Here is an 11099-nt window from a genome sequence, read left to right on the forward strand (position 1 = left end):
AGTAGCGCAAGCGCGTTCAGGCTTCACTTTCGTATCCCGGTTGTTCCTGCAAAGGCAAGTGAAGCGTGATGCAGGTGCCGCGCCCCTCAATACCATCGGCGACGCTTATCCGACCGCCATGCGCACCGACCATTCCCTGACAGATAGCCAGCCCCAGTCCAGTGCCCTGCCCGCCCCGATCACCACGCGCAGCGGTATAAAACATGTCGAAAATCTTCGCCCGCTCCTCCTCCGGAATCCCTGGCCCCTCGTCGCTGACCGAGAAAAACAGCTCGCTGTCATCGGCGCCGGCGCGTAATTGCAGACGACCGTGAGGCGGAGAAAAACGCGCGGCGTTTTCCAGCACGTTGACCAGCGCCTGCTCGATCAGCGCGGCATGCACGTACAGCAGCGGCAATTCGGCCGGCACTTCGGTGCTGACCTGCAACGGCGCCAGTACCGCGCGCAGGCGATTGAGTGAGCTGCCGACAATGTCGGCCGGCGACACCCAGTCCCGCGCCAGCTTCAATGCGCCGTGACCGAGGCGGGTCATGTCCAGCAGGTTTTGAATGTAACGGTCGAGCCGCTCGGCTTCATCGCGGGTGCCTTCGAGCAGTTCGCGGCGATCCTCCAGCGGGATGGCTTCACCGAGGGCCAACAGGCTGTCGATGCTGCCACGCATGGAGGTCAGCGGCGTGCGCAAATCATGGGACACGGACGCCAGCAAGGCGCTGCGCAATTGCTCGGTTTCGCCATGCAGGCGCGCCGCCTCCAGGTCTTCGGCCAGTTGCGCACGGGCCAAGGCCTGGGCCAGCGGCTGACTCAACGCCGTCAACAAACGCCGACGCTGGCCGCTCAAAGTCTGGCCTTCTTTGGCACATACGCCCAGCAACGCCAAGGGTCCGTCCTCCACCGACAATGGCCACCACCACCAACGCCCGAACGGCAGCGTGCCGGTGCCCGCGCCCGCCGGCTGGTCGTGTTGCCAGGCCCAATCGGCAGCGGCACGCTCGGCTTCGGAAAACTCCAGCGGGCCACCGGTCTCGACCTTCCAGCCACCCTGGCCGTCGCGGTTGAGCAAGCACAGTTGCAGATCGCTCCAGCCATTGAGGTGCTGGGCCGCCGCGCTGACGACGGCCTGGCGGTCAGTGGCGGCAGTGAGCTTGCGCGACAGGTCGAGCAATTCGGTGGTCTCTTCCTGGGTGTCACGCAACGCCTGCAATTGCCGCCGTTGCCGCGCCGCGAGGTTACCGGTGAGGGCCGCCATCAGCAGGAAGAACAGCAAGGTCAGCACGTCTTCTTCGCGCTGGATACGGAAGGAGAAATTCGGCGGGATGAACAGAAAGTCATAGGTCAGAAACGACAGCGCCGCGCAGGCCAGCGCCGGGCCGAGGCTGCTGCGCACCGCCACCAGCAACACGGCGGCAAGGAACACCAGCGAGATATTCGGCAGCGGTAAGACACTTGCCACGGCCCAGGCCAAAGCAGTGGCCAACACCGTCGCCACTACCGCCAGCGCGTAGTCGAACCACACCAGTGAATGCGCCGAACGCTGACGCGGCTGATGCTGTTCATGATCGCTGTCGAGCACGTTGATTTCCAGCCCGCGCGCATCGCGCAGCAAGCGTGACGCCAGACCGCCACCGAATAGTCGACGACGCAAACGCTGCCGGGATTGACCCACCAGCACCAGGCTGGCGCGGCGTTCGGCGGCGTGCTGGATCAGGGTTTTGGCGACTTCGCCGGCGCGCAGCAACACCACTTCGCCGCCCAGACGCTCGGCCAGTTGCTGGGCACTTTGCAGGCGCAGGCGCGATTGCTCGTCGCGCACGCTGCCGTTGTCCACGTGCACCAGGCTCCATGGCAGGTGCCGACGCTGGGCGACGCGGCTGGCGTGGCGCACCAGGCGCTCGGCCTGAGCATCGCCATCGACGCCCACCAACAATCGACCGCGCACCGCTGGCGCGGCTTGACCAAGCTGTCGATAACCCTGAGCCAGGTCATCGTCAACCTGCGCAGCGGCGGTTTGCATCGCCAGTTCGCGCAGGGCGGTGAGGTTGGTCTGGGTGAAGAAGGCGTCGATGGCCGCCCGCGCCTGCTCCGGCACGTAGACCTTGCCGTCGCGCAGACGCTCAAGCAGCTCGCGTGGCGGCAGGTCGATCAACAGCAGTTCATAGGCTTCTTGCAGCACCCAGTCCGGCAGGGTTTCGCGAACCTGCACGCCGGTGATCCCGCGCACTTGATCATTGAGGCTTTCGAGGTGCTGGACGTTGACCGTGGTGAACACGTCGATGCCAGCGGCGAGCAGTTCCTGGATGTCTTGCCAACGTTTGGCGTGACGGCTGCCGGGGGCATTGGTGTGGGCCAGTTCGTCCACCAGCACCAGCTTCGGCTTGGCCGCGAGCAGGCCGTCGAGGTCCATTTCTTCAAGCATCACGCCACGGTATTCCGAGCGCACCAAGGGCTGTTGCGGCAAGCCGCCGAGCAGTGCTTCGGTTTCGGCACGGCCGTGGGTTTCGACCACGCCAGCGATGACTTTCACGCCCTGGCGCAATTGGGTGTGGGCCGCTTGCAGCATGGCGTAGGTCTTGCCGACACCAGGCGCGGCGCCGAGGAATACCTTGAGCCGGCCACGGCCATCGCGGGGCAGGTCTGCTAACAGCGCGTCGGCGCGGCCGGAGTCACTCATTTGTCATTGCCTTATCTTGATTGATCGTTCCCACGCTCCGCGTGGGAATACAGCTCGGGACGCTCCGCGTCCCCTTCAGAGCCGAACGCGGAGCGTCCGTTGATGCATTCCCACGCAGAGCGTGGGAACGATCATCTTCTACAGGTTTTCCAGCGCGATGTTTAGCGCCAGCACATTCACCACCGGCGGCCCCACCAATGGCTGCTCAATGTGCGCATTCATCAATTGCTGAAGCGTAGACACCGGCAGATTGCGCGCCGCCGCAACACGCCCCAGTTGATAGGCAATCGCTGCCGGTGGCAAGTGTGGATCGAGACCGCTGCCGGAGGTGGTCACCATCGCCAAGGGCACTGGCCCCTGACCGGGCACCAGCAGTTTGTTGGCATCGTCAATCACGCGAGTCGCGAGCGCCGGGTTGCTCGGTGAGAGGTTGCTGGCACCGCTCGCCACGGTGGCAAACGCACCCGCCGATGGCCGTGGGTGGAACCAGGCATCGCCGACGAAATCCTGGGCGATCAGCGACGAGCCGCGGACCTTGCCATCGGCATCGTGGACCAGACTGCCATTAGCTTGATCGGGGAACGCGACCTGGGCAACGCCGGTGACGACCAAAGGGTAAGCGACGCCAGTAATCAGGGTCATCAGCACGAGCAGGCTCAAGGCCGGACGTATCATTGTGGACATTTCAAAATCCTCGAATTCGGACATCACTGTGAAGACACACACATCACCTGTGGCGAGGGAGCTTGCTCCCGCTGGGCTGCGAAACAGCCGTCAACCCGGCGAACGCGGTGTGCCTGAACAAATACGGTGGCGGGGATTGGGCTGCTTCGCAGCCCAGCGGGAGCAAGCTCCCTCGCCACAAAAAGCGGCTCCCACCTACCCATCAACCGTTAAACCAAATGCAACGCCGTCAACAGCATGTCGATCGCCTTGATCCCCACGAACGGCACCAGAATCCCGCCCAATCCGTAGATCAGCAAATTGCGTCGCAGCAACGCCGCCGCACTCGCCGCCTGCACGCGCACGCCGCGCAATGCCAGTGGAATCAGCACCACAATGATCAAGGCGTTGAACACAATCGCCGACAGAATCGCGCTCTGCGGACTGGCCAGATGCATGACGTTCAGCACGCCCAATTGCGGGTAGATCGAGGCAAACAGCGCCGGCAGGATCGCGAAGTATTTGGCCACGTCGTTGGCGATGGAAAACGTCGTCAGCGCACCACGGGTGACCAGCAATTCCTTACCGATTTGCACCACGTCCAGCAGTTTGGTCGGGTCGCTGTCGAGGTCGACCATGTTCGCCGCCTCGCGCGCGGCTTGCGTGCCGTCGTTCATCGCCATGCCGACGTCAGCCTGGGCCAGGGCCGGAGCATCGTTGGCGCCGTCGCCGCACATGGCAACCAGTCGACCGTCGTTCTGTTCGTGGCGAATGCGCGCCAGTTTTTTCTCTGGCGTGGCCTCGGCCAGCACGTCATCGACGCCCGCTTCGGCGGCAATGGCAGCGGCGGTCAGCGGGTTGTCGCCGGTCACCATGACCGTGCGGATGCCCAGTTTGCGCAGTTCGGCGAAACGCTCGCGAATGCCGGGCTTGACCACGTCCTTGAGGTGAATCGCGCCGAGCAATTTACCGTCGGCACAGACCAGCAACGGGGTGCCGCCGCTCTGGGCGATCTTGTCGATTTCACGGGACAAAGATGCAGCCAGATCGGCGCGCTTCATACCAACGAAGGCCAGCAGCGAATCCACTGCGCCCTTGCGATACACGCGGCCCTGATAGTCGACACCGGACAGACGAGTTTCAGCACTGAACGGTACGGCAGTCAGCAGCTCGGCGCTTGGCTCAGGCTGCGGATGCAGACCACGCAGGTACTCAACGATGGATTTGCCTTCGGCCGTATCATCGGCCAGCGAGGCGAACAATGCCCCCTCGGCCAGCTCCTTGGCGGTGACGCCAGGTGCCGCGTAAACCGCGGTGCAACGACGGTTACCGAAGGTGATGGTGCCGGTCTTGTCCAGCAGCAGGACGTGTACGTCCCCCGCCGCTTCCACGGCGCGACCGGATTTGGCAATGACGTTCAGACGCACCAGACGGTCCATCCCGGCGATACCGATGGCGGACAGCAAGCCGCCGATGGTGGTCGGAATCAGCGTGACCAACAACGCCACCAGGAACACCAGCGGCAGGCTGCCGTTGGCGAAGTGGGCGAACGGTTGCAGGGTGACGACCACCAGCAGGAAGATCAGGGTCAGGCCGATCAGCAGGATGTCGAGCGCCACTTCGTTCGGGGTTTTCTGGCGTTTGGCGCCTTCGACCAGGGCGATCATGCGGTCCAGTGTCGACTCGCCCGGGTTGGCGGTGATGCGCACCAACAGCCAGTCGGACACCAGGCGGGTGTTGCCGGTGACGGCCGAACGGTCGCCCCCGGATTCGCGAATCACCGGCGCGGATTCACCGGTAATCGCTGCTTCGTTGACCGCGGCGATACCTTCGATCACCTCGCCGTCACCGGGAATCATTTCCCCGGCTTCGACGCGCACCACATCGTCCTTGCGCAGGCTGGTGGCCGGCACCACTTGAAAGGTGCCATTGGAAGTTTTGCGACGAGCACTCAGCCCTTCGCTGCCGGCCTTGAGGCTGTCGGCGCGAGCCTTGCCGCGACCTTCGGCCAGGGCTTCGGCGAAGTTGGCGAAGAGCACGGTAAACCACAACCACAGGGCGATTTGCGCTGCGACAAAGGTCGGCACGGCGCTGTCGGGAATGAAGCACAACACGGTGGTCAGGATCGCGGTCAGTTCGACCACCAGCATCACCGGCGCGCGTTGCAATTGCCGTGGGTCGAGCTTGACGAAGGCTTGCACCAGCGCCGGGCGCCATAGGGCCGAGATCGCGGTTTTCGGTTGTTCCGGCGCCTTGACGGTGGCGGTTTTAGTTACGGGCATATTCATCATTGACTCCTTAGAAGCCCATGCTCAGGTGTTCAGCGATTGGGCCCAGCGCCAGGGTCGGCAGAAAGGTCAGGCCACCCACCAGCAAAATGGTCACGGTCAGCAAGGTCACGAACAGCGCGCCATGGGTCGGGAAGCTGTTCTGGCCGATCGGTGCGGTTTTCTTCATCGCCAGGCTGCCGGCCAACGCCAGTACCGGGAGGATGTAACCGAAGCGACCGATCAACATGCCGAGACCCAGCATCAGGTTGTGGAACGCTGTGTTGGCGCCGAAGCCGCCGAACGCCGAACCGTTGTTGGCACTGGCCGAGGTGTAGGCGTATAGCAACTGGCTGAAACCGTGGGCTCCTGGGTTACTCACCGCCGCTACCGGGCCGGGCAGGCTCGCGGCAATCGCGCCAAGTACCAGCACGCCGACCGGCATCACCAGCAAGGTCACCACCAACAGTTGCACTTCTTTCGCTTGCAGTTTTTTGCCGAGGTATTCCGGTGTGCGGCCGATCATCAGGCCGGCAAGGAACACCGCGATCAACACGTTGAGCAACATGCCGTAGAGCCCGGCGCCGACGCCGCCGAAGATCACTTCGCCGACCATCATGTTGACCAGCGCGACCATGCCACTGAGCGGGTTAAGGCTGTCGTGCATGCCGTTGACCGAACCGTTGGATGCCGCAGTAGTGGTCACCGACCACAGCACGGTGGCGGTGGTGCCGAAGCGTGCTTCCTTGCCTTCCAGCGGCGCGGTCTGCTCGACGGCGACGTTGTTCAGCGTCGGGTTCGGTTGGTACTCGGCCCACAACGAGGTCGCGCCACCGATCAGGAACAGCGCCAGCATGCAGGCGATGATCGCGCGGCTCTGACGCAGGTCTTTCACGTAGTGGCCGAAGGTGAACACCAGCGCCACCGGGATCAGGATGATCGAGCCGACTTCGAACAGGTTGCTCCACGCTGTCGGGTTCTCGAACGGATGCGCCGAGTTGACGCCGAAGAAGCCACCGCCGTTGGTGCCCAGTTGCTTGATCGCAATCTGGCTGGCAGCCGGGCCCAGTGGAATCACCTGATCGACGCCTTGCATCGTCACGGCATTCACGTACTGCGCGAAAGTTTGCGGCACGCCCTGCCAGACCAGGTACAGCGCCAGCAGCAGGCACAGCGGCAACAGGCCGTAGAGGGTGGCGCGAGTCATGTCGACCCAGAAGTTGCCGAGGGTCTTGCTCGACTTGCGACCAATACCGCGACACAGGGCAACCAGCACGGCGAGGCCGGTAGCGGCGCTGACGAAGTTCTGCACAGTGAGGCCGACCATCTGACTCAGGTAGCTCAGCGAGGCTTCACCGCTGTAGGCCTGCCAGTTGGTGTTGGTCATGAAACTGATGGCGGTGTTGAACGCCAGCGTCCACTCCTGGCCCGGCAGGTTTTGCGGGTTAAGCGGCAGGTGATCCTGGAACAACAGGATCGCGAACAACAGCAAGAAACCCGCGAGGTTGAAGGCGAGCAAGGCCAGGGTGTATTTCTGCCAGCTCTGTTCGGCCTGCGGATCAACGCCCGCCACCCGATAACACCCACGCTCGACCGGTCCCAGGATCGGTGAAAGCCAGGTGCGTTGACCTTCCATTACCTTGTAGTAGAACCGCCCAAGAAACGGTGCCGGGATCAGCACCAAGGCAAAGAAGGCCAGGATCAGCCAATAGTCATAACTGTGCATAGCCGCTCCTAGTTCCGGTCCGCGCGCAACAGCGCAACCAACAGATAAATGAACAGCCCCACTGCCAAAAGCAGTGACACCCCATCCAGAACGCTCATGGAAGTTCTCCGTGTTACGGCGTATTGCCGCGTGTGGAGTCATTGTCGGCAGGGAGGCTGTAAAGGAACGAGATCGAGGGGTGTGGCGGGGCATAAAGAATGCGTAAAGAGTGGGTTTATGCCGGCGTTACAGTGTTGTCTGGACTGGCCCTTTCGCGGGCAAGCCTCGCTCCTACAAGGTCTCGAGCGCCGCGAATCCTGTAGGAGCGAGGCTTGCCCGCGAAGACGGCGTCACAGGCAACTACGCCCCCAACTGGCGCACAAAAATCAACCGTCCAGCAGCGAGCATCCCCGATACGACACCTTTTTACGCTTTACGACTGCTATCACAACACTGGCACGCCCACTGCAAACGCCCTCCCCCGACGCTTTTCAAACCGTTCAGGGAGCAAACGCATGAACACACAACTCAAACCCACGCTGGGCACGTTGCACTTGTGGGGCATTGCCGTCGGGCTGGTGATTTCCGGTGAGTACTTTGGCTGGAGTTACGGCTGGGGCGTCGCGGGCACATTGGGCTTTCTGGTGACCTCGTTCATGGTCGCCACGATGTACACCTGTTTCATCTTCAGTTTCACCGAATTGACCACGGCGATTCCCCACGCCGGCGGTCCCTTTGCCTACAGTCGCCGGGCCTTTGGTGAAAAAGGTGGATTGATCGCAGGATTGGCGACGCTGATCGAGTTCGTCTTCGCCCCGCCGGCCATTGCTTTGGCAATCGGCGCCTACCTCAACGTGCAGTTTCCCGCACTCGACCCGAAACACGCGGCAGTCGGCGCCTACATTGTGTTCATGGGCCTGAACATCCTCGGGGTAAAACTCGCGGCCACATTCGAGTTGGTAGTCTGCGTACTCGCCGTGGCCGAACTGCTGGTGTTCATGGGCGTGGTCGCGCCGGCCTTCAGCTTCAGCAACTTCGCGTTGAATGGCTGGGCCGGCAGCGATGTGTTCGGTGCCCCGGCGATTGCCGGGATGTTTGCGGCGATTCCATTTGCGATCTGGTTCTTCCTCGCCATCGAAGGCGCCGCCATGGCCGCCGAAGAAGCCAAGGACCCGAAACGCACGATTCCCAAGGCTTATATCAGCGGCATCCTGACCCTGGTGTTGCTGGCCATGGGCGTGATGTTCTTTGCCGGCGGCGTCGGTGACTGGCGCACCCTGTCGAACATCAACGACCCGTTGCCACAAGCCATGAAGACCGTGGTCGGCGAAAGCTCGGGTTGGTTGCACATGCTGGTATGGATCGGCTTGTTCGGCCTGGTGGCGAGTTTCCACGGGATCATTCTCGGCTACTCGCGGCAGTTCTTCGCCCTCGCCCGCGCGGGTTACCTACCGGCATCACTGGCCAAGCTGTCGCGCTTCCAGACACCCCATCGGGCGATCATTGCTGGCGGCGTGATCGGTATCGCAGCAATTTATAGCGACGGCCTGATCAACCTCGGTGGCATGACGCTGACCGCGGCGATGATCACCATGGCGGTGTTCGGCGCAATCGTGATGTACATCATGAGCATGCTCAGCCTGTTCAAGTTGCGTAAAACCGAACCGAACCTGGAGCGCACCTTCCGCGCGCCCTGCTACCCATTGGTGCCGATGATTGCGCTGATCCTGGCGGTGGTGTGCCTGGTAGCCATGGCCTGGTTCAACACGTTGATCGGGTTGATTTTCCTCGGCTTCATGGCGGTCGGTTTCGTGTACTTCATGCTCACCGCGCAGCTGCGCGCGGATGCGCCGGCGGACGCGATGTTGACCGGACTCTGAATGGTCGCAGGTGTTACCGACAGATCAGGCATAGAATGGAACCACCGCGAAATGAAATCGCTCAAAGTGGTATGCACGATCGATTGGCAAAACCCGCCAATCGGCCTGCCCTCAAGGAGAGCCCTATGCCCTGGTATGCCTGGTTGATTCTGGTCGTTGCAATCGGCTCGATCGTTGGTGGTCTGATGATGCTGCGTGACACCGCCAACAAGGTCGAACTGACCGAAGAGCAACGTAAACGCGTCGCGGAACGCAACGCGGAAGCGGACGCCAAGGATGCGCAGGACCGCTAACAGAAAAACCCTGTCACTCTGATTGAATGACAGGGTTTTTCGTTTCTAATTCTCCCAGTCGGCCTTGGCAATGTGCAGGCCATGCAGCCCTTTGTACGCGGCACGTTCCGGCTGGCTCCAGCCCTCGAGCAACGAATCCTCCAACCGATAAATTTCCACTCCCAGCGGACGACAGACGCTCAGCGGATCCTGTGCATCCGGCCCCCACATGGCCAGCGACAGGTCCCCTCCTGGACAGGTCGACAGCGCACACAGCAGATCGATCTCGGCAAAGAACTCCAGGTAATCACCCTTCTGCGCCGGACAGGCTTTCATGAAGTACATGTCGTCGTGGTTCAGGCCCGTGCACTGGAAAATGTTCAGCACGTCATGCACGTCGAACTCGGTCAGGCCATGGGGCAACACGGCGCGCGTGAGGTTGGAGTGGCAGTGATGATGGAAATCCTCGCCGGTGAGCATTTTGTTCACATAAGGATCGCAGCGAGTGCCGAGCAAATCGTGCAAGCGACCGCCATGTTCGTCGATGCCGTACCCGGCCAGGCTGTCGTCAGTGATGGTCACCAGCGGCCGTAAAAAAGGCAGGTTAGACCAGAGCCGGTCATGGGTGCTGACATGGGCCCCTTGCAACTGCCGGGTCCGCGCCGCCCACAAACGCTCGCGCGGATCGTTGGCGTTCCAGACATTGAAGTCGCCGACTTGCGGGCCAACCGGCGTGGTCACGCGAAACACGTGCCCGGCTGGCACGTTCCAGGCCCGACCGGTGCGGATCGGCACTTCGAACTGCTCGATCAGCGTGCGGCCGTCCCTCGTGTCACGGATCCGTTCGTAGAAGGCTTTGTCCACCTGCAAGGCCGAGCCTTTGCTGACTTGATAGGCCGCGGGATAGTCTTTGTACATGGCACAAATCCTCGATCAGTGATGGGGGGTTGAGGCAAGCATTTGCAACAGAAGGTGTTGTGAGTCATCGAGATAAGCGCTCATGGCGTCTGCAGCGGCGCGCTTGTCGCCCTCCGCGAGGAATTCATGGATCTGTCGGTCGCGAGCCAGCCAGGGCGCCTGAAAACGTGATTCATCGGGCGCGGTGCAGAATGCCAGGCGCAGTTGCGCAACAACGTTGGTGAAAAACTCATCGAACAATGGGCTGCGCAGTAGCCCGACGATGTGCTGATGAAACGCGAGGCTGTGGGTGCCGACGGCGCGCCAGTCCTCGCGCTCCCGGGCCAGCTCGGTGGCCTCCAGCGCCTCGAGCATCCGGCCGGATTGGTCATCGCGCAATGGCTGGCTCACGCTGATGGCTTGCAGCTCCAGGGTACGCCGAACATTGAACAGGTCCCGCACATCATCAACGCCCAGTCTGCGCACCATCACGCCCTTGTTGCGCACATAACGGGCCAGACCATCCTGCCCCAGGCGGTGCAACGCTTCACGAATGGTGTTGCGGGAAGCGTTGTAGGCAGACACCAGATCGTTCTCCACCAGCGCCATACCTGGCAGCAAACGACCGCCAATGATGTCGGCGCGCAACTCCAATGTGATGTGATCGGCCAGGGACAGTCCACTGTTCATGCTCATCGCCTCGTGATTGTTCAACAATCGTCTGCTGAAAAGTAATCACTATTCGTG

The 11099-nt window shown here is 62.0% G+C and carries 9 protein-coding genes; 2 read left to right on the forward strand and 7 right to left on the reverse strand.

The window, feature by feature from the left end; genetic code table 11:
- Positions 1 to 16 precede the first annotated feature (16 nt).
- The 5 genes from ACA068_RS20650 to kdpF all read right to left on the reverse strand — a co-directional run bounded on the left by ACA068_RS20650 (position 17) and on the right by kdpF (position 7422).
- Positions 17 to 2668 carry a DUF4118 domain-containing protein gene (locus ACA068_RS20650; RefSeq protein ID WP_497304392.1) on the reverse strand — a complete coding sequence of 884 codons (2652 nt, stop codon included), beginning with the start codon at positions 2666 to 2668 and terminating at the stop codon, positions 17 to 19.
- Positions 2669 to 2806: 138 nt separating this feature from the next.
- Positions 2807 to 3352, reverse strand: a complete 546-nt coding sequence (gene kdpC / locus ACA068_RS20655) for a potassium-transporting ATPase subunit KdpC (RefSeq protein ID WP_497304394.1) — start codon at positions 3350 to 3352, stop codon at positions 2807 to 2809.
- A 209-nt stretch (positions 3353 to 3561) separates the two neighbouring features.
- On the reverse strand, positions 3562 to 5619 hold the full coding sequence (gene kdpB, locus ACA068_RS20660) for a potassium-transporting ATPase subunit KdpB (RefSeq protein ID WP_497304396.1): 2058 nt from the start codon (positions 5617 to 5619) through the stop codon (positions 3562 to 3564).
- Positions 5620 to 5629: 10 nt separating this feature from the next.
- Positions 5630 to 7324: a potassium-transporting ATPase subunit KdpA gene (kdpA, locus tag ACA068_RS20665; RefSeq protein WP_497304398.1), complete on the reverse strand. Its 1695-nt coding sequence runs from the start codon at positions 7322 to 7324 to the stop codon at positions 5630 to 5632.
- Between the two features lie 8 nt (positions 7325 to 7332).
- Positions 7333 to 7422 (reverse strand): K(+)-transporting ATPase subunit F, encoded by a 90-nt coding sequence (gene kdpF, locus ACA068_RS20670; RefSeq protein WP_007899818.1) that lies wholly within the window; start codon positions 7420 to 7422, stop codon positions 7333 to 7335.
- A gap of 396 nt (positions 7423 to 7818) precedes the next feature.
- Between kdpF and eat the strand changes: the two genes are divergently transcribed.
- Both eat and ACA068_RS20680 read left to right on the forward strand, forming a co-directional pair.
- On the forward strand, positions 7819 to 9183 hold the full coding sequence (eat, locus tag ACA068_RS20675) for an ethanolamine permease (protein WP_311098899.1): 1365 nt from the start codon (positions 7819 to 7821) through the stop codon (positions 9181 to 9183).
- A 125-nt stretch (positions 9184 to 9308) separates the two neighbouring features.
- Positions 9309 to 9476, forward strand: a complete 168-nt coding sequence (locus ACA068_RS20680; RefSeq protein ID WP_010461642.1) for a DUF2897 family protein — start codon at positions 9309 to 9311, stop codon at positions 9474 to 9476.
- Between the two features lie 45 nt (positions 9477 to 9521).
- Here the strand turns inward: ACA068_RS20680 and ACA068_RS20685 are convergent, their stop codons facing one another.
- Together ACA068_RS20685 and ACA068_RS20690 are read right to left on the reverse strand one after the other, a co-directional pair.
- Positions 9522 to 10373 carry an urea carboxylase-associated family protein gene (locus ACA068_RS20685; protein WP_497304400.1) on the reverse strand — a complete coding sequence of 284 codons (852 nt, stop codon included), beginning with the start codon at positions 10371 to 10373 and terminating at the stop codon, positions 9522 to 9524.
- 15 nt (positions 10374 to 10388) lie between these two features.
- Positions 10389 to 11042: a GntR family transcriptional regulator gene (locus tag ACA068_RS20690; protein WP_497304401.1), complete on the reverse strand. Its 654-nt coding sequence runs from the start codon at positions 11040 to 11042 to the stop codon at positions 10389 to 10391.
- Between the last annotated feature and the right edge of the window lie 57 nt (positions 11043 to 11099).

The sequence above is a fragment of the Pseudomonas sp. LBUM1660 genome (genome assembly GCF_059695935.1).

Bases quoted from the DNA above. Each gene is read 5' to 3' on its own strand.
- ACA068_RS20650 (WP_497304392.1), bottom strand. From the start codon at position 2,668: ATGAGTGACTCCGGCCGCGCCGACGCGCTGTTAGCAGACCTGCCCCGC.
- kdpC (WP_497304394.1), bottom strand. From the start codon at position 3,352: ATGTCCACAATGATACGTCCGGCCTTGAGCCTGCTCGTGCTGATGACC.
- kdpB (WP_497304396.1), bottom strand. From the start codon at position 5,619: ATGAATATGCCCGTAACTAAAACCGCCACCGTCAAGGCGCCGGAACAA.
- kdpA (WP_497304398.1), bottom strand. From the start codon at position 7,324: ATGCACAGTTATGACTATTGGCTGATCCTGGCCTTCTTTGCCTTGGTG.
- kdpF (WP_007899818.1), bottom strand. From the start codon at position 7,422: ATGAGCGTTCTGGATGGGGTGTCACTGCTTTTGGCAGTGGGGCTGTTC.
- eat (WP_311098899.1), top strand. From the start codon at position 7,819: ATGAACACACAACTCAAACCCACGCTGGGCACGTTGCACTTGTGGGGC.
- ACA068_RS20680 (WP_010461642.1), top strand. From the start codon at position 9,309: ATGCCCTGGTATGCCTGGTTGATTCTGGTCGTTGCAATCGGCTCGATC.
- ACA068_RS20685 (WP_497304400.1), bottom strand. From the start codon at position 10,373: ATGTACAAAGACTATCCCGCGGCCTATCAAGTCAGCAAAGGCTCGGCC.
- ACA068_RS20690 (WP_497304401.1), bottom strand. From the start codon at position 11,042: ATGAACAGTGGACTGTCCCTGGCCGATCACATCACATTGGAGTTGCGC.